The organism is Curtobacterium sp. MCLR17_040, from assembly GCF_003234735.1.
Taxonomy (GTDB): Bacteria; Actinomycetota; Actinomycetes; order Actinomycetales; family Microbacteriaceae; genus Curtobacterium; species Curtobacterium flaccumfaciens.
In genome coordinates, this window is sequence record NZ_QKTE01000013.1 from 23,291 (window position 1) to 41,318 (window position 18,028).

An 18,028-nucleotide genomic window follows, 5' to 3' on the forward strand; every position below is an offset into this window, starting at 1 on the left:
GACGGCCGCGCCGGGCCGCACTACCGTTGCACCATGAGCACCAGACGCGCGGTCATCCTCGGCGGCACCGGCGGCATCGGCTCAGCCGTCGCACGAGAGCTCCTCGACGCCTCGGGCAGGGGCGGCGACGACTGGCAGGTGGACGTCCTCGCCCGCCGAGGCGGCCCCGCAGCGGATGCGCTGACCGCTTCCGGCGCCACGTTCACGTCCGGCGACCGCCGCGACCGGTCCGTCCTGCGCGACCTGCTCCGCCCCGGAGCCGACCTGCTCGTCGACACCGTCGGTGCGACGCGCGACGACGCCCAGCAGCTCCTGCCGTTCCTCGACGACGTCGGCTCGACGGTCTTCGTCTCGTCCAGGTCGGTGTACGCCGACGAGCAGGGACGGCACGCGAACTCGCTCGACAAGCCGGTGTTCGGCGGCGCGGTCACCGAGATCCAGCCGACCGTCACCGCCGGCGACGGGGACCCGACGAGTCGTGACGGCTACGGCGCCGCGAAGGTGGCGGCCGAGCAGGTCCTGCTCGACCACGGCGCCCCGGTCACGGTGCTCCGCCCGTCGAAGGTGTACGGCGTCGGCATCGGCCGCCCGCGGGAGTGGTTCGTCGTCCGCCGTGTGCTCGACGGCCGGGAGCGCATCCTGCTCGCCGACCACGGCCGCGGCGTCGACCACACGACGGCGGCGAGCGGCATCGGTTCGCTCGTCCGGCTCGTCGCGGACGCGCCGGACCGCCGGATCCTCAACGTCGCGGACGCCTCGGCCCCGACCGCGCTCGAGATCGTGCGGACGATCGCCGGACACTTGGACCACCGGTTCGACGAGGTCCTGCTCGACGAGGACGCGCCCGCGTTCGTGGGCGGCACGCCGTGGTCGTCACGACCGCCGTTCGTCCTCGACACCACGGCGGCACGCGCCCTGGGTTGGGAACCGCCGCAGTTCGCGACCGCCGTCGCCCCGGAACTGGCATGGCTGGTCGAGACCGCCCACGCGACGCCCGCCGACGGCGACGTCCCGTGGGCCGACGACCCGTTCTGGGAGCACATGTTCGACTACGGCCCCGAGGACGCCGCACTCGCACTCCTCTCCCTCAACCTGGGCTGACACGGTGCCCCGGTCCGAGGTCCTGTTCATCGGCGGGCGCTCCGGCGTGGGCAAATCCACCGCCGCCGAGGCCCTGCACGACCTGCTCGTCGCGGCGGACGTCCGGCACGCGGTGATCGAGGGCGACCTGCTCGACCTCGCGCACCCGGCACCGCACGTCGAACACCCCGAGGCCCACCTGGCCGAGCGGAACCTGGCCACGATCTGGGCCGGCTACCGGGCGATCGGGCACCACCGGCTCGTCTACACGAACACCGTGTCCGTGCTCGAGCACGAGCGCCTCGCTGCGGCGATGGGCGACGATCCGCTGGTGCGCGTCGTCCTGCTCCGCGCATCCGACGGCGCGACCGCCGACCGGCTCGCACGACGAGCGGGTGGCGCGGTCCCGCAGGCGCAGCTCGCGCACAGCACGCGGACGGCCGGGAGGCTCGACTCGGCCACCGCGGACACGGTCACCCGGGTGGACACCGACGGCCAGAGCCCCGCCCAGGTGGCCGCACGGCTCGCGTCGATCACAGGGTGGCTCGAGCGCTGATCTCCCCGCACGGCCTGTGCAGAGCGGGCCTTCCGTCCACAGTTGTCCCCGGGCGGTGGTCCGCCCAGTCGGGGGCGGGCACGCTGGAGCCATGAACGACAACCGCCTCGGCACCTCGGTCAGCCCCTACCTGCGTCTGCACGCCGACAACCCTGTCGACTGGCGCGAGTGGGGTCCCGAGGCGTTCGCCGAAGCGCGCGAGCGCGGGGTCCCGGTGCTGGTGTCGGTCGGGTACGCCACGTGCCACTGGTGCCACGTCATGGCGCGTGAGAGCTTCGCCGACCCGGAGATCGGTGAGCTGCTCCGGCGGGACTTCGTGTCGGTGAAGGTCGACCGCGAAGAACGGCCGGACGTCGACGCGAGCCTGATGGCCTCGGCGAGTGCGTTCACGCAACAGCTCGGCTGGCCGCTGACGACGTTCCTGACGCCCGACGGCCACGTCTTCTTCGCGGGGACGTACTTCCCACCCACTCCCGTCGGGCAGGTCCCGGCGTTCCGGCAGATCCTGGCCGCGGTGCTCGACGCCTGGACCGAGCGTCGGCACGAGGTCGACGCGAACGCGTCGGCCATCGCGACGGCGATCCGGCAGGGTGCCGTGGCGGACGCGACCGCCCGCTCGGGCGAGGGCGGTGCCGGAGCCGACCCGGGCCTCCCGTCCGTCGATGCCATCCGGGCCGTCACGGACCAGCTGTCCCAGGCAGAGGACACCACCTACGGCGGTTTCGGCGGCGCGCCGAAGTTCCCGAGCACACCGTTGCTCGAGTTCCTCGCCGACGCGGCGGCCGACGGCGACGCCGAGGCCGACGGGCTGCTCGACCGGTCGTTGCACGCGATCCGCGCGTCCGAGCTGACCGACGCCGACGGCGGCGTCTTCCGGTACGCAACCAAGCGCGACTGGAGCGTGCCGCACTACGAACGGATGCTCTACGACAACGCGGGGCTGCTCGCGATCGCGGGTGCCGAACAGGCCCGCGGCATCGCCGACTTCCTCCGCGACACCCTGCGCCGTGCCGACGGGGCCTTCGTCGCCGCGCAAGACAGCGAGTCGACCATCGACGGCCGTCGGGTCGAGGGCGAGTGGTACCGCCGGCCGATCGCCGAGCGCGCCCAGCTCGACCCGCCACCGCTGGACGACCAGGTGCTCACGGGCTGGAACGGCCTGGCGATCCGGGGGCTCGCGATCGCCGGCGCACGGCACGGCGACCCGGAACTCGTCGCGCTCGCGCGGGGCGCGGCCGACGCGGTCCTCGCCGCCCACGTGCAGGACGGCCACGTGACGGTGCGGTCCAGCACACCGCGCGGGGCGTCCTCTGCTCCGGCCACCGTGGAGGACGTCGGACTGCTCGCCGAAGGGCTGCTCGAACTGGCCCTGGTGACGGGCGAGGTCTCCTACGCGACCGTCGCACGCTCGCTCGTCGACGACGGCCTGGCCGAGCGCTTCGACGTCGACCCGGTGCTGGCCGCAGCGGGGACGGCCACGGGCGAACAGCCGCAGACGGCGATGCGGTCCGGCACCGTGGCGCTGGCGTCGGCCGCCGCGACGCTCGGGGCGCTGACGGGCGACGAGGCACTGCGGGTCGCCGCGGCACGACTCATCGCCGACCGCGCCCGCACCGGGACCGAGCGACCCCTCGGTCACGCGGATGCCCTCGGTGTCGCCCTCGCCCTGCAACGGCCGTCGCGCGAGATCGTCGTCGTCACGAGCGGCACCGACGACCCGATGCGGGCCGTGGCACACCGTGGTCGGCGCCCCGGTACGGTCGTCGCCACCACGACGCCGGAGCAGGCACGCGACTGGGCCGAGGCGGGGTTCTCGGTGTTCGAGGGACGCGACGTGCTCGACCCTGCCGCGTACGTCTGCCACGACCGGGTGTGCGAACTGCCGTCCCGGTCGGCGGACGCCCTGGCCCAGCAGATCGCCTGACGCGCCTCCCGCCCGGCGCGCCTGTATCCTGGAATGCTCATGTCTTCTCCGCTGCCCGTCATCACGTACCCGCCCGAACTGCCGGTCTCGCAGCGGCGGGACGACATCGCGGCCGCCATCCGTGACAACCAGGTGGTCATCGTCGCCGGGGCCACCGGCTCGGGCAAGACGACGCAGCTGCCGAAGATCTGCCTCGAGCTCGGTCGTGAGCACATCGGGCACACCCAGCCCCGCCGGATCGCGGCGCGGACCATCGCCGAGCGTGTGGCGGAAGAACTGGGCGGCGGGGAGCTCGGCGGGCTCGTCGGCTACCAGGTCCGGTTCACCGACAAGGTGAGCTCCGAGACCCGCGTGAAGCTGATGACCGACGGCATCCTGCTGAACGAGATCCACTTCGACCGCGACCTGAAGCGGTACGACACGATCATCATCGACGAGGCGCACGAGCGGTCCCTGACGATCGACTTCCTGCTGGGCTACCTGAAGCGGCTGCTGCCCCGTCGCCCCGACCTGAAGCTCATCATCACGAGTGCGACGATCGACCCGGAGTCGTTCTCGAAGCACTTCGACGACGCCCCCATCATCGAGGTGTCCGGCCGCACCTACCCGGTCGAGATCCGGTACCGCCCCCTCGTCGCCGAAGACCAGGACGACGACGCCGACGACGAGTCGGACTCCCGCACCGGCGACAGCGGCAACGCAGCCGACGACCGCGACACCCTGCAGGGCATCACCGACGCCCTCGACGAGCTGGCGCAGGAGGACCCGGGCGACGTGCTCGTGTTCCTGTCCGGCGAGAACGAGATCCGCGACGCGCAGGACGCGATCGAGGGCAAGCGCTACCCGGGCACCGAGGTCCTGCCGCTGTACGGCCGCCTGTCCGCCGCCGACCAGCACCGGGTCTTCGAGCGCCGGCACACCCCGGGCATCCGCCGTCGTGTCGTCCTCGCCACGAACGTCGCCGAGACCTCACTGACCGTGCCCGGCATCAAGTACGTGATCGACACCGGGACGGCACGCATCTCGCGGTACTCCCCGCGGGCCAAGGTGCAGCGCCTGCCGATCGAGGCGATCTCCCAGGCCAGCGCCAGTCAGCGCTCCGGTCGAGCGGGCCGCACGAGTGCCGGCATCGCGATCCGGCTCTACTCCGAAGACGACTTCGGCCGACGCCCCGAGTACACCGACCCCGAGATCCTCCGCACGAACCTCGCCGCGGTGATCCTGCAGATGATCTCGCTCGGCTTCGGGGACATCGAGTCGTTCCCGTTCCTGCAACCGCCGGACAGCCGGGGCGTGAAGGACGGCCTCGACCTGCTCCGCGAGCTCCGCGCCGTCGACAAGGACGGCCGCATCACCAAGTCCGGGCGACAGCTGACCCGGCTGCCGATCGACCCCCGGCTCGGTCGGATGGTGCTCGAGGCCGGGCGGCAGGGTGTCGGGCGCGAGGTCATCGCCATCGTCAGCGCCCTGAGCATCCAGGACCCCCGCGAGCGCCCCCTCGAGAAGCGCGCGCACGCCGACCAGCTGCACGCCCGCTTCGCCGACCCGACGAGCGACTTCCTGACCCTGCTGAACCTCTGGAACCACATCGAGGAGCAGCAGGAGGAACTGTCGTCGAGCGCGTTCCGCCGGCTGTGCAAGGCCGAGTTCCTGAACTACCTGCGCATCCGCGAGTGGCAGGACCTGTACCGGCAGCTCTCCCGTGCCGCGAAGCAGGTCGACGTCCGAGTCGGGCAGGCCCGCTCCGACGACGGCGACGCCGTGCACCGCGCGCTGCTCTCCGGACTCCTCAGCCAGATCGGGCTGCGCGACCGCGAGAAGCGCGACTACCTGGGCTCGCGGAACACCCGGTTCGTGGTGTTCCCGGGCAGCGTGCTCGCGAAGAAGCAGCCGGACGCCGTGATGGCCGCCGAACTCGTCGAGACGAGCCGGTTGTTCGCTCGGACCGTCGGCCGGATCGACCCCGCCTGGGTGGAGCCGCTCGCCGGTGACCTGCTCAAGCGCACCTACGGCGAGCCGCACTGGGAGAAGAAGCAGGGGGCGGTCGTCGCCTACGAGCGCGTGACCCTGTTCGGCGTCCCGATCGTGCAGCGCCGCCGCGTGCAGTACTCGCGGATCGACCCGGAACACTCCCGCGAGCTCTTCATCCGGCACGCCCTGGTCGAGGGTGAGTGGGAATCGCAGCAGGCCTTCGACCGCGCCAACCGGAAGCTCCGCAAGGAACTCGAGCAGCTCGAGGAACGCACCCGCCGCCGGGACATCCTGCTCGACGACGAGAACGTCTACGAGTTCTACGACGCCCGCATCCCGACCGACGTCGCCACGACCCGCGACTTCGAGGGGTGGTGGCGCACCACCCGCCGTGAGCAGCCGCACCTGCTCACGATGCGCCGGTCGGACCTGCTGGACGAATCAGCGGCCGAGGCCGCCGAGGACGACGTCGAGTACCCGACCCAGTGGCGGAGCGGCGATCAGCGTCTCGCCATCCAGTACCGCTTCGAGCCCGGCGCACAGGACGACGGCGTCAGCGTGCAGGTCCCCCTCGCGCTCCTGCCCCGGATGCGTGAAGAGGGCTTCGACTGGCAGGTGCGCGGCCTCCGCAAGGAACTCGTCACCGCGCTCATCAAGTCGCTGCCGAAGCAGATCCGCAAGAACGTCGTGCCCGCTGCGGACTGGGCCGAGAAGATCGTCGCCGAGCTCCCCGACGATGCCCCGACCGAGCCGACGGAGTCGTTCCGCGCCACCCTCGCCAAGGCGATCCAGCGCATGACCTACGTCCCGGTCTCCGAGTCCGACTTCGACCTGTCCCGCGTCCCCGCGCACCTGCTGCCGACGTGGGCCGTGGTCGACGAGCGTGGTCGCCGGGTCGAGACCGGCAAGGACCTGTCGGCCCTGCAGACCAAGCTCAAGGACCGGACCCAGCAGAGCGTCGCCTCCGCCACGGCGAAGGGCGCAGGACGGACAGGAGGCGCGGCTCGCGTCGCGTCCGCCGGTGCCGGTCGCCCGCTGGAACAGTCCGGACTCACCGCCTGGCCCGACCAGGACCTGCCGCAGACCCTCGACACCAAGCAGGCGGGCGGCGTCATCCGCGCGTACCCGTCCCTGGTCGAGGAAGGCACGGGTCCGAAGGCGACCGTCGGCGTGCAGTTGCTCGCCACTCCGTCGGACCGGGTCGTCCGGATGCCTGCCGGGGTCCGCCGTCTGGTGATGCACGCGGTGCCGTCGCCCGTTTCGTACATCCAGTCGCACCTGACCGCGCAGGAGAAGCTCGCGCTCGCCGCCAGCCCCTACCCGTCGACCGCCGCGCTGTTCGACGACGTCCTGGCCGCCGTGGTCGACGCCGGCATCCGTCGGGCCCACCCGGACGGCCTCGTCTTCACGAAGGCCGAGTTCGAGTCGGTCCGCGATGCGGTGTCGGCCTCCGTCGTCGACACGATGTTCACCGCCGTGTCCGAGGTCGCGGCGGTCCTGGCAGCGCAGCGCTCCGCCGAACGGGCACTCAAGCAGGCGAACTCGATGTCGCTGCTCGCCGCCCTCAGCGACATGCGGCAGCAGATGGAGCGCCTGGTGTTCCCCGGGTTCGTCGCCGTCGCGGGGCTCGACCGGCTGCGTCGCATCCGCGTGTACCTGCAGGGCATCGAGGCGCGCGTGCAGAAACTGCTGCAGAACCCCGGACGAGACGCGACCTGGATGCGCGAGGTCACCGTGGCGACCGACCGCTACACCGACGCCGGCGGCACCTTCCCGCCCGCGGTCGGGGCGCACCCGGAGCTCGTGCACGCTCGGTGGATGCTCGAGGAGTTCCGGCTGAGCCTGTTCGCGCAGGAACTCGGGACCGCTGAGACCGTCTCGTTGCAGCGGATCACGAAGGCCCTGACCGCCGCACGCTGATGGGTCTACCGTGTCGGCCATGATCGGCACACTCGACGTCGTCGTCCTGGACTGCCCGGACACCCGCGCCCTCGCCCGCTTCTACGCCGAGCTGCTCGGCGGTGAGATCGTCGGCTTCGACGAGGACTGGGCGGAGCTCGCCCTCCCGTTCACCGACCACCGTCCGATCCTGGCGTTCCAGCAGGTCGACGACTACCGGGCGCCGGAGTGGCCCGGCCAGGCGGTGCCGCAGCAGAGCCACCTCGACGTGAAGGTCGACGACCTCGACGACGGCGAGGCCGCGGTGCTCGCGATCGGTGCGACGGCCACGGGGTCGGGCACGGAGACGTTCCGCGTCTACCTCGACCCCGCGGGGCACCCGTTCTGTCTCATCCGGCCGTCGGACTGACCGGTTCGGTCGCCAGGCCCTCGACCACGGTGACGTTCGGCAGTGCGGTGAGTGCTGCGCCGGGCAGGAACAGCTTCGCGGCGCGGCGCCCGGCGCCGATGACGACCTCGGGGGCGTCGAGGACGCGCGCGTCGATGTAGAGCGGCCACGACGACGGCAGCCCGATCGGGGTGATGCCGCCGTACTCCATGCCGGTCAGCTCGACCGCTTCGTCCATCGGGGCGAAGCTCGCCTTCCGGACGTCGAGCAGCTGCTTCACGACGCGGTTCACGTCGAGCTTCGTGGATGCGAGGACGACGCAGGCGGCGTAGCGGACCTCGTCGCCGCGCTTCCCCGCGACGACGATGCAGTTCGCGCCGCCGGCCAGCGGGTAGCCGTACGCCTCCGAGAACGCGGCCGTGTCGGCGAGGTCCGCGTCGATCGGGGCCCCCTCGATCTTCATGACGACCTCGGTCGGCAACGCGACGAGGGCTTCGGCGACGGGGATCGCGAGGAATCCGGTGGCGACCAGGGCGGGAACACGTTCGAGCGTCGGCATGGCTCCACCGTAGGGAAGCGATCCCGCACGAGGGTGGAGCCATGACCGAACTCCGGGCGATCGACGTCGACCAGTGGCCCCGCCGGGAGCACTTCGAGCACTACCGGCGCCGGGTGCCCTGCGCGTACGAGGTGACCGTCGAACTCGACGTCACCGCCTTCGTCGAGCGCGTCCGAGCGACCGGCCGTCGGACCTACGCGTCGCAGCTCTGGGCGATCGCGACCGTGGTGAACCGGCACGACGAGTTCCGGATGCAGCTGCTGGACGACGGCTCCCCCGCCGTGTGGGACCGTGTCCACCCGATGTTCACCGTGTTCCACGCGGACACCGAGACGTTCTCCGCCCTCGTCGTGCCGTACGACGACGACTTCGGCACCTTCCACGACGCTGCGGTGTCGACGATGACGGAGTACCGGGACGACACGCGGATGTTCCCGCAGGACGACCGGCCCGGCAACGTGTTCGACGTCTCGACCCTGCCGGGGGCGTCGTTCACCGGCTTCTCGCTCCAGGTGCGCGACGGCTGGGACCACCTGCTGCCGATCATCACGCTCGGCGGGTACCGGACCGCTGGTGACCGGACGCGGCTGCCGCTGGCGCTGCAGGTCAACCACGCGGCTGCCGACGGCTTCCACACGACCCGGCTGCTGCGCGAGCTCGAGGAGCTCTTCGCCGATCCCTCGTGGCTCAGGTCCTGAGTTCGGTCCGGCGGGGCTTCAGGCGGTCGGGTGCGTCCGTTGCCGGTACCCACTCGCACGTGAAGGTCCCGCGGTAGCCGAACAAGAACCCGAACAGCGCGTTGCGCACCTCGAGGTCGACGTGGAACGACTCGTCCTCGTCGGACCAGTACTCGTGCAACGTCGCCCGGCCGCTGAAGAGCATCGGGAACCGGAAGGCGATCGGCCCCTCGTAGAAGCGCTGGGCGTCCGAGGTGAGCACCAGCCCACCCCGGTCGTCGACGACGAGGTCGAGGTCCACCGCCAGGTGCTGGTGCGAACCGAGGTAGTCGAGCACCCGCCCACCGACGAGGACCATCGTGGCGTCGAAGCGCGCGGTGCGCCCCGGGCGGGTCGTGTAGGTGCGGACGAAGGTGACGGTCTCGCGTCCGTGAGCGTCCCGGTAGGGGTAGTTCTCGATGGTGAAGGGCACGTCGTCGCCGACGTCGGGGACCAGGATGTTCCGGAGCCGCCCGATCTGCAGGAACGGAACGGTCCACCACGGACCCCGGCGGATGGAGGTCATCACCCCGCGCCCGATGCACGCTTCGGCGGCATCCAAGCCGACGTCGAAGCGCCGTTGCATCATCGGGTGCAGTCGGTGGAAGTCTGCGCCGAGCGCCGCTCGGAACACCGAGGTCATCGCTGCTCCGCCGGGTCCGGCAGGACGGCGAGGGTCGCGGGCGCGTCGCGCAGGTGGTCGCCTCGTCGGGTGCCCCCACGCGGTGCTCGTGACGACCGGGAGGCCCGTGGCCGGCCCCGGCGCCACACCTGCAGCACACTCGCCAACTGCCAGGTCTCGGGGTCGCCGCCGCCTTCCAGCCAGACGCGGAGCCGGTCGAAGCTCCATGCAGTCGCCCAACCGAGCAGCGGCCGGACGACCACGTCGAGTGGCCCCCATCCCGGGTCGTAGTCGTACCCCGTGATGAAACGGGTGCGGCCGTCCTCGGTCGGGACGTACTTCCAGTACCCACGACCGTGTCGGATCGGCGACAGGCGGTCCCGGGTGGAGAAGCGCAGAGCCGACGTCCGTGTGCCGTCCGACCGGAGTCGCTCGCCGAGGCTCACGCCCGTGCCGTGGACGTCGTGCACGGCGGACCGTCGGACGTACGTGAAGCGGGCTGCTCCGTCGGCGTCGGCCGGTTCCGGGACGATCTCGGAGAACCGGACGTCCCACCGCACGTGCTGTCGCGGATCCTGCGTCGCTTCCCAGACCCGCTCGACGCCCGCGTCGATGATCGTCTCGACGTAGATGCCCCGGTTGCCCACACCCCGAGCGTAGGACACCACTGGCAACCGGTCACCGCTGGCGAACCCCGCCGTCCCACCGCATCTCCTACGCTGACCCCATGACGTCGCAGTCGGACTCCCCCGCCCGCAAACGCATCGGGCTCGTCGGCGCGGGCGGCATCTCGGTCGCCCACCTGCCCGGGCTGCTCCGCCTGGGCGACGTGGTGGTGCACGCTCGCGAGGGCGCCCACGAACTCGTCGCCGCGTTCACCGACACCGCCCGGGCCGAGGGCAGCACGATCACCGTCGCCGGCAGCCTCGACGAGCTGCTCGCCGTGGTCGACGTCGTCGATGTGGTGGTCCCGACGCACGCCCACGCCGAGGTGGTCCGTGCGGCGATCGCGGCCGGCAAGGACGTCGTCTCGGAGAAGCCCCTGGCCCGGACCGACGCGGACGCGGCGGACCTGGCGGCGCGCGCTGCGGACGCAGGCGTGCAGCTCTACCCGGCCCAGGTGGTGCGCTGGTTCCCCGCGTACGCGCGCCTGCACGAGGCCGCGACCACGGGCCTCCTGGGCGACCTGGCGGTGTTGCGGTTCTCGCGGTCCGGTGCCTTCCCCACCCACGTCCCCTGGTTCGGCGACCGCGCCCTGTCGGGCGGGATCGTGATGGACCAGATGATCCACGACCTGGACATCGCGCGCTGGGTGGCGGGCGAGGTGACCCGGGTTTCGGCGGTGAGCGTCCGCGCGGGTTCCGAGGCGGAGCCGGTCGAGGCGGCGCACGTCCTGCTCACGCACGAGTCGGGCGCGATCAGCCACGTCGCCGGGCTGTGGGGGCCGCAGCACCTCGCCTTCACGACCGAGTACTCGGTGACGGGGACGCTCGGCAGCCTGTCGCACTCGTCCCGGGCCGAGGAGGACACCCGGAGTGACCTGGCGGCACCGGCTTCCGTGGACGGTTTCCTGCCGACGGTCGACCCGGCGGACGACCCGTACGCGCTGGAGCTCGCCGACTTCCTCGCCGCGTTCGACGGTGGTGCACCGCCCCGGGTGACCGTGGACGACGGCATCGCTGCGGTGCGGATCGCGAACGCGGCGATCGCCTCGATCGAGTCCGGCCAGCCGGTGGAGGTGTCGCGGTGACGCTCCGGGTCGGGGTGCTCTCCTTCGCCCACACGCACGCCATCAGCTACCTCGGTGCCCTGGCGGCGATGCCGGACGTCGAGGTGCGCGGCACGGACCCGGGCGGGACCTCGACGGGGACGGAACTCGGCGACCTGCGCGGCGCCGAACTGGCACGCGCGCTCGGCGCCGGGTACGCGGACTCCGTGGACGAGCTGCTCGCCTGGGGCCCGGACGCCGTGATCGTCACGAGCGAGAACGCGCGGCACCGAGAGTTCGTCGAGCTCGCGGCGGCAGCGGGGGCACACGTGCTCTGCGAGAAGCCGCTCGCGACCTCGTGGCAGGACGGCCTCGCCATCCGCGATGCGGTGGACCGCGCCGGGGTGCTGCTCATGATGGCGTTCCCGGTGCGCTTCGCCTCGGCGTTCGACCGGCTGCGCGCGACGCGGGACTCGGGCGCACTCGGCACGGTGTTCTCGGTGCGGGGCGCGAACAACGGCATGCTCCCGATCGCCCGGGACTGGTTCACCGACGTCCGACTGAGCGGAGGCGGCGCCCTCGTCGACCACGTCGTGCACGTCGCCGACCTGATCGACGGGCTGACCGGAGCGGCGCCGGTGTCGGTCACCGCCGTCGCCAACCGGGTGCTGCACGCGGACCGCGCGAACGCCGAGACCGCGGGGCTGGTGACCATCACCTACGACGACGGCACGATCGCGGCGATCGACTGCTCGTGGAGCCGACCGGACACGTCGCCGGTGTGGGGCGGGCTGACGCTCGACGTCGCCGGGACCGGTGGCACGGTGTCGGTGGACTTCTTCGGGGCGGCTGCTCGGGGGCTCGAGGCGGTCGGGGGCCGGCCGATCGAACTCCGGTACGGACCCGACCACGACGTGCCGATGCTCCGGACGTTCCTGGCGGCCGTGGAGTCCGGGGAGCAGCCGCAGCCTGACGTCGGGGTCGGACTCCGGACGCTGTCGATCGTGCTGGCGGCGCAGGAGTCGGTGCGGACGGGCAGGACGGTGCCGGTGCAGGTCGCGGACTGAGCACCGCCCCGCGCTACGCTCGTCCCGATGCGCGCAACCGTGCGGGACGTGGCCGCCCTCGCCGGGGTGTCCCCGAAGACCGTCTCCAACGTCGTCAACGGCGGCGTGGTCGTGCGCCCGGAGACCCGTGAACGCGTCGAGCGGGCGGTCGCCGAGCTCGACTACGTGCCGAACCTGTCCGCCCGCGGGCTCCGGAACGGCCGCTCCGGAGCCATCGCGTTGACGCTGCCGGAGATGGGCAGCGCCTACTCCGCCGAACTCGCGCAGTCCTTCGTGGAACTCGCCCGCGAACGCGGCTGGGTCGTGCAGCTCGAGCAGACCGGCAACGACCCGGCCCGCGAACGCGAACTGGTCTCCCGTGCCCGGGCACACCTGGTGGACGGGCTGATCCTCAACCCGGTGTCGCTCAGCGCGAGCGTCCTGGCCTCGACCGAGGGGCTGCCGCCGACCGTCGTCATCGGCGAGGTCGAGCCCGAGCACGTCGACCAGGTCCACGTGGACAGCCGTGCGGCGGCCGAGCAGGTCACCGAACACCTCATCGCCCGCGGGCACCGGCGCATCGCGATCGTCGGGGCGTCACCCGAGGGCGCCGCGACGGCGACGAGCGAGCTCCGGGAACGCGGGTACACCGCCGCGCTCACCGCCGCCGGCATCACGCCCGATCCCTCGCTCCGTGTCCCGCTGCCGTCGTGGACCACGAGTTCCGCGGCGACGACCTTCGCGGCCTGGCTCGACGAGCACCACCTGCCCGACGCCGTCTTCGCCTTCACCGACTCGATCGCGTTCGGGGTGCTGCACGTCCTGGCCGCCCGCGGGGTCCGGGTTCCCGAGCAGGTCAGCGTCATCGGGTTCGACGACGTCGACGCGGCCGCGTACGCGATCCCGTCGCTCAGCACGGTGTCGTTCGACCGTCGGGCCTTCGCGACGGCGGCGCTCGACCTGCTGACCCGGCGGATCGCGGACCGCAGTGCCGCGCCGGAGACCGTCGTCGTGCCGCACCGGATCGTCGAGCGCGCGAGCGTCGCCGACCGCCCGCGCTGACGCGGCTGCCGCGCCGCTGCCGCTGCGGCCGCCGCGCCGTTTCGCGCTGGCCGACACCTCACGCGGCCGCGCGCCCACGAAGTGTCGGTCAGCGCGAAAGACCGCCAGCACCGCCGCCGGAGCCGCCGCCAGCGCCGCCAGACCCGGAGCCGCCCCCGCCCGGGTCCGCCGCCGCCGCCAGCACCGCCGACCGCGTCCGCGCATCACCGAGGATCCGGAAGTGCCCACCCACCGGCAGCCGCACGTTCGTCGCCCCCTGGAGCTCGCTCCCCTCGGGGATGAGCGTGTCGAACACCCCGTACACCGAGGTGATCCGCGCGTTCGCGTCGAGTTCCCGTGCCAGCCCCGCCAGCACCGGGTCGGCCGCCCGGAACGCCCGCAGGTGCGGCACCGGCGCGAGCCGCGCGTAGACGGACCCCGCGAAGGGCGTCGACACTGCGACCATCCGGTCGATCCGCTCGTGCTGGTCGAGCTGCGTCATCGCGTACTTGCCGATGAGCCCGCCCTTGCTGTGCGCGAGCACGAGCACGTTCCGCAGGTCCTGTTCCTCCAGGGTCGCGATCACCTCGCGCGCCGAGTCGGGCACGGGCCGCAGGTTGTGCCGCAGGACGGGCAGCACGTGCACCGGGTGCCCCCGGTCGTGGAGCGCGTCCATCAGCGGCCGCATGAAGTGCCAGGTCTCGTAGACGCCGGGCACCACGACGACGGGCTGCCCGGCGCCGGTCCGGTAGTCGTCCGCGGTGGTCGGCCCGAGGCTCCGGACCTGCCACCTGGCGGCGTACCCCCAGTCGAGTGCGGCCCACCACGCGCGTCGCACCAGCGGGACACGGCCTGGAGGCCCGGATCGCGCCGTCCGCGCCGCCTCCGTCCCCGACGTGGTCGGCCGGGTCATCGCAGCCCCTCCAGGCGCTCGGCGCTGCGGAACGTCTCGAGGAGGCGTGCGAAGGCGTCCGGCTGCCGTTCCTGCACGTGGTGCGGGCCGGCCAGTTCCACGAAGGTGCCGTTCGGCGCAGCGGCCGCGACCCGAGCCGACCAGTCCTGCCGCGCGATCGGGTCCTGGGTGCCGCGGACGACGAGGACGGGCTGCATCACCTCGGTGATCGTCTGCTCGGTCGGGTAGCGGAGCATCGGCCCGAGCTCACGCGTGTACTGCCGCATGCTCCGCAGGTAGTCGGTGACGAGAACGCCGTTCATCCGGACCCCCTCGACGAACCCGTCGCGGCCCAGGTCGAGCGCCTGCAGCGGGAGCGATCGCCGCTCGGAGTCGATCACCGGACCGACGAGCACGATCGCCGCGACGGTCTCCGGGTGGCGCCGGGCGGACTCGACCACGACCTGGGCACCCATCGACTGCCCGACGAGCACCAGGTCGCCGTCGACCAGGTGGCGGACCGCCCGCACGACCACGTCGCCGAGCTCCTCGATGGGCAGCCGACGACCGGCCGCTGGCAGCCAGCCGAACCCCGGCAGGTCGACGCTGATCGTGCGGTGCTCGGCGGCGACGGCGCGCTGCGACCGAGCGAAGGACCGGTGCGACATCCCGATGCCGTGGACGAACACGACGGTGGGGTCGGTGTCGTCGCGGACCGGCTCTCGCGCCGCCATGGTGTGCAGGCGCACGGGCAACCCGTCGATCCGGACGGTCTCCACAGCAGCGCGCACGAGCCGAGGCTACGCGGCGGTTCGCAGCACCGGGTCAGCCTCGTCATCGGCTGTGCATAGCCGGGCCGTGTGCACTCCTGGCATGAGCGACACCACTCCCACCAACGGCCACGGACCGGACGGCTCCGACCCGGCGAACCGGGCGACGACGCCGACCGGCTGGGGCGCCGCCCCGACCCCGACGTCGACCTCCACGCTCGACGCCCCCGCGCCGCAACAACCACAGCAGCAGCAGCAGCCGTACCGTGCGGACGCCGGCGCCGGCGCCCCGGGCGGCTGGGACTCCACCGCCCCGAACGGCGCCACCCCCTGGTACGGAGCCGCAGCCGGCGCCGCGAGCCCGACCAACCGCCGCAGCACCGGCCCGAAGCCCCCGTGGTTCTGGCCGCTCCTCGCCGCGATCGTCGGGCTCGCCGCGCTGCTCGTCGGCGGAGGCGTCGGGTTCGCCATCGGCCACGCGATCGGTGCGGACCGGACGCAGTCGACCACGCAGGTGCCCGGCACGAACCGGTTCCCGGGCAATGGCACCGGTCAGGCCCCCGGGTACGGCTCCGGCAGCAGCGACGGGAGCAGCAGCGACGGCACGAGCGACGGCAGCAGCACCGACGGCACCGGGAGCTGACCGGCGGGTACGATCCGTCCCATGCGGAAGACCACTGCCGGTCTGTTCACGTCGGTCGACGGCGTCGTGCAGGACCCCTACGAGTTCCAGTACGACAGCTTCGACGACGAGCTCGGCGCGGCGATGGGTGCCTTCATGGCCCGCACCGACACCGTGCTGCTCGGCCGGAACAGCTACCTCGAGTGGTCCGAGTGGTGGCCCGCCCACCCGGAGGACCCCTTCGGGCAGTGGATCAACCCGATCGAGAAGCACGTGGCCTCCACCACGCTCGGCGACGACCTGACCTGGCAGAACAGCACGCGGATCCCCGGCGACGTTCCCGCGTTCGTGCGCGACCTGCAGCAGCGCGACGGGGCGGACATCGCCGTGTGCGGCAGTGTCACGCTCGTCCGCAGCCTGCTGTTCGCCGGGGTCCTCGACGAACTGCAGCTCATGATCCACCCGGCGATCGCCGGCCGTGGCCGGCGACTGTTCGAACCGACCGACCCGCCCACGCGCCTGCGTCTGGTCGACAGCACCGTGACGAGCAAGGGGAACGTGCTGAACACCTACGGGCGGTTCGACGCCTGACGGACGCACCACGGGCCTCCCGGCCTCTGCCCGTCATGCGCCCCGGCAAACCGCGCGTACCCTCGTGGGTGACCATCCGCACCCGAGGAACACCGGAGCAAGCATGACCCAGGACACCCGCCCGCACGTCGTCATCGTCGGCGGTGGATTCGCCGGTGTGGCCGCCATGCGGGAGCTCGCCGACGCGCCGGTCCGGGTGACCCTGGTCGACCGCCACGTCTACAACATGTTCCAGCCCCTGATGTACCAGGTGGCAACGGGCGGACTGAACGCCGGCGACGTGACGTACTTCCTGCGCTCGCTCCGGGCCCGCCAGTCGAACGCCGAGTTCCGTCACGGCCTGCTCACCGGCATCCGCACCGACGAGCGCATCGCCGAGATGTCCGACGGCGAGCACCTGCACTACGACTACCTGATCCTCGCCAACGGCGTGAACACGAGCTACTTCGGCACCCCCGGTGCGTACGAGTACGCGTACTCGATGTACTCCCGCTCGCAGGCACTCCGCATCCGCGACGAGCTGTTCACCCGGCTCGAAGAAGCGGCGGCCAACCAGGGCCCCGACGAGATCCGCATCGTGATCGTCGGTGGCGGTGCGACCGGTGTCGAGATGGCCGGCGCGCTCGCCGAGCTCCGCGACCAGGCACTCGTCGGCGCGTACCCGGAGATCGAACGCGGCAACATCTCGATCACGCTCGTGCACCGCAGCGGCGAGCTCCTCAAGCCGTTCGCCCCGCGCCTGCGCCGCTACGCCGCCAAGGTGCTCCGCAAGCGCGGTGTCGTGCTGCGGCTGAACACCGGCGTCTCCGAGGTCAAGCGCGACGGCGTGATGACCGCCGACGGCGAGTTCATCCCCGCGTCGCAGGTGATCTGGGCGACCGGCGTCGCCGCCCACAAGGAGGTCTCCGGCTGGGGCCTGCCGCAGACCCACGGTGGCCGCATCCAGGTGAACGACGACCTGAGCGTGAAGGGCGCCGAGCGGATCTTCTCCGCCGGCGACATCGCCGCGCAGGACGACGCCCTCGCCCAGCTCGCCCAGCCCGCGCTGCAGGGCGGACGCCACTCGGCGCGGCAGATCGTGCGCCTGCTCGAGGGCAAGGCCACCGAGCGCTTCAAGTACTTCGACAAGGGCACCATGGCGACGATCGGCACGAACGCCGCGGTCGCCCAGCTGCGCGGCGGGATCACGATGGTCGGCCCGGTCGCCTGGCTCGCCTGGGTGTTCGTGCACATCACGAGCCTGCTCGGCGCCGGCAACCGGATGTCGACCCTGACGCACTTCTTCGTCCGCTACGTGTGGTTCATGCGGAAGCGCTCGATCCCGATCGTCGGCGACGTGCGCCCGGTGCGCCCGAACGGCGACCGCGAGCCGGACCCCTGGCAGCTGCAGAAGGCCGAGTAGCCGCGCGCGTTCGCTCGCACGCTCGCTTCGTGAGCAGGAACGGTCGGGTCCGCACGTCGGACCCGACCGTTCCTGCTCACGGTGTGCGTGCGGTGGACGCGGGGCGCGACGGCCTGGAGGCGCGGTGCGGGCCGGCCACGGGCCTCCCGGCCGGCGCGTCGTGCGCGGGGCTGGCGCCGACGCGTGGTGCGTACCGCGGGGGCCGGCCGACGCGGAACGACCATGTCGCTGTCGTACGACA

General features: G+C 72.3%; 17 protein-coding genes. 12 read left to right on the forward strand and 5 right to left on the reverse strand.

The window, feature by feature from the left end:
- The first annotated feature begins 33 nt into the window (after positions 1–33).
- The 5 genes from DEJ01_RS11920 to DEJ01_RS11940 all read left to right on the forward strand — a co-directional run bounded on the left by DEJ01_RS11920 (position 34) and on the right by DEJ01_RS11940 (position 7,839).
- Positions 34–1,101, forward strand: coding sequence for an NAD(P)-dependent oxidoreductase (locus DEJ01_RS11920; RefSeq protein ID WP_111093085.1), 1,068 nt, complete (start codon positions 34–36; stop codon positions 1,099–1,101).
- Positions 1,102–1,105: 4 nt separating this feature from the next.
- Complete coding sequence (locus DEJ01_RS11925) at positions 1,106–1,636, forward strand: ATPase (protein ID WP_111093086.1); 531 nt, start codon at positions 1,106–1,108, stop codon at positions 1,634–1,636.
- 91 nt (positions 1,637–1,727) lie between these two features.
- Entirely contained in the window at positions 1,728–3,560 is a 1,833-nt protein-coding gene (locus DEJ01_RS11930) for a thioredoxin domain-containing protein (RefSeq protein ID WP_111093087.1), read from the forward strand.
- A 39-nt stretch (positions 3,561–3,599) separates the two neighbouring features.
- Entirely contained in the window at positions 3,600–7,451 is a 3,852-nt protein-coding gene (hrpA, locus tag DEJ01_RS11935; protein ID WP_111093088.1) for an ATP-dependent RNA helicase HrpA, read from the forward strand.
- 19 nt (positions 7,452–7,470) lie between these two features.
- The gene (locus DEJ01_RS11940; protein ID WP_110860834.1) at positions 7,471–7,839 is read left to right on the forward strand and encodes a VOC family protein; all 369 of its coding nucleotides are present in this window, start codon (positions 7,471–7,473) and stop codon (positions 7,837–7,839) included.
- Here DEJ01_RS11940 and DEJ01_RS11945 read toward each other — a convergent pair.
- Positions 7,820–8,377 (reverse strand): YbaK/EbsC family protein, encoded by a 558-nt coding sequence (locus tag DEJ01_RS11945; RefSeq protein ID WP_071246993.1) that lies wholly within the window; start codon positions 8,375–8,377, stop codon positions 7,820–7,822. The genes DEJ01_RS11940 and DEJ01_RS11945 overlap by 20 nt on opposite strands.
- 41 nt (positions 8,378–8,418) lie before the next feature.
- Here DEJ01_RS11945 and DEJ01_RS11950 point away from each other — a divergent pair, with 41 nt between their 5' ends.
- Complete coding sequence (locus DEJ01_RS11950) at positions 8,419–9,075, forward strand: CatA-like O-acetyltransferase (protein WP_111093089.1); 657 nt, start codon at positions 8,419–8,421, stop codon at positions 9,073–9,075.
- Here the strand turns inward: DEJ01_RS11950 and DEJ01_RS11955 are convergent.
- Both DEJ01_RS11955 and DEJ01_RS11960 read right to left on the reverse strand, forming a co-directional pair.
- Complete coding sequence (locus DEJ01_RS11955) at positions 9,065–9,736, reverse strand: DUF4166 domain-containing protein (protein ID WP_110864088.1); 672 nt, start codon at positions 9,734–9,736, stop codon at positions 9,065–9,067. The two genes, DEJ01_RS11950 and DEJ01_RS11955, sit on opposite strands and share 11 nt — an antisense overlap.
- Complete coding sequence (locus DEJ01_RS11960) at positions 9,733–10,362, reverse strand: SRPBCC family protein (RefSeq protein ID WP_258375703.1); 630 nt, start codon at positions 10,360–10,362, stop codon at positions 9,733–9,735. Before DEJ01_RS11960 ends, DEJ01_RS11955 begins: the two co-directional genes overlap by 4 nt.
- Positions 10,363–10,442: 80 nt before the next feature.
- Between DEJ01_RS11960 and DEJ01_RS11965 the strand changes: the two genes are divergently transcribed.
- The 3 genes from DEJ01_RS11965 to DEJ01_RS11975 are packed head-to-tail and all read left to right on the forward strand — an operon-like array spanning position 10,443 to position 13,531.
- Positions 10,443–11,465 carry a Gfo/Idh/MocA family protein gene (locus tag DEJ01_RS11965; RefSeq protein WP_111093090.1) on the forward strand — a complete coding sequence of 341 codons (1,023 nt, stop codon included), beginning with the start codon at positions 10,443–10,445 and terminating at the stop codon, positions 11,463–11,465.
- Positions 11,462–12,490: a Gfo/Idh/MocA family protein gene (locus DEJ01_RS11970; protein WP_111093091.1), complete on the forward strand. Its 1,029-nt coding sequence runs from the start codon at positions 11,462–11,464 to the stop codon at positions 12,488–12,490. Before DEJ01_RS11965 ends, DEJ01_RS11970 begins: the two co-directional genes overlap by 4 nt.
- Before the next feature lie 27 nt (positions 12,491–12,517).
- Positions 12,518–13,531 (forward strand): LacI family DNA-binding transcriptional regulator, encoded by a 1,014-nt coding sequence (locus tag DEJ01_RS11975; RefSeq protein ID WP_111093092.1) that lies wholly within the window; start codon positions 12,518–12,520, stop codon positions 13,529–13,531.
- Positions 13,532–13,619: 88 nt separating this feature from the next.
- Here the strand turns inward: DEJ01_RS11975 and DEJ01_RS11980 are convergent, their stop codons facing one another.
- Both DEJ01_RS11980 and DEJ01_RS11985 read right to left on the reverse strand, forming a co-directional pair.
- The gene (locus DEJ01_RS11980; RefSeq protein WP_309147061.1) at positions 13,620–14,423 is read right to left on the reverse strand and encodes an alpha/beta hydrolase; all 804 of its coding nucleotides are present in this window, start codon (positions 14,421–14,423) and stop codon (positions 13,620–13,622) included.
- Complete coding sequence (locus DEJ01_RS11985) at positions 14,420–15,193, reverse strand: alpha/beta fold hydrolase (RefSeq protein WP_146247605.1); 774 nt, start codon at positions 15,191–15,193, stop codon at positions 14,420–14,422. Before DEJ01_RS11985 ends, DEJ01_RS11980 begins: the two co-directional genes overlap by 4 nt.
- A gap of 82 nt (positions 15,194–15,275) precedes the next feature.
- On the opposite strand from DEJ01_RS11985, the gene DEJ01_RS11990 reads away from it, so the two are divergent.
- The 3 genes from DEJ01_RS11990 (at position 15,276) to DEJ01_RS12000 (ending at position 17,787) form a co-directional block, all read left to right on the forward strand.
- The gene (locus DEJ01_RS11990) at positions 15,276–15,815 is read left to right on the forward strand and encodes a hypothetical protein (protein ID WP_111093094.1); all 540 of its coding nucleotides are present in this window, start codon (positions 15,276–15,278) and stop codon (positions 15,813–15,815) included.
- Positions 15,816–15,836: 21 nt separating this feature from the next.
- Positions 15,837–16,385, forward strand: coding sequence for a dihydrofolate reductase family protein (locus DEJ01_RS11995; protein WP_027466037.1), 549 nt, complete (start codon positions 15,837–15,839; stop codon positions 16,383–16,385).
- A 103-nt stretch (positions 16,386–16,488) separates the two neighbouring features.
- Positions 16,489–17,787 carry an NAD(P)/FAD-dependent oxidoreductase gene (locus tag DEJ01_RS12000; RefSeq protein WP_071406544.1) on the forward strand — a complete coding sequence of 433 codons (1,299 nt, stop codon included), beginning with the start codon at positions 16,489–16,491 and terminating at the stop codon, positions 17,785–17,787.
- Positions 17,788–18,028 lie beyond the last annotated feature (241 nt).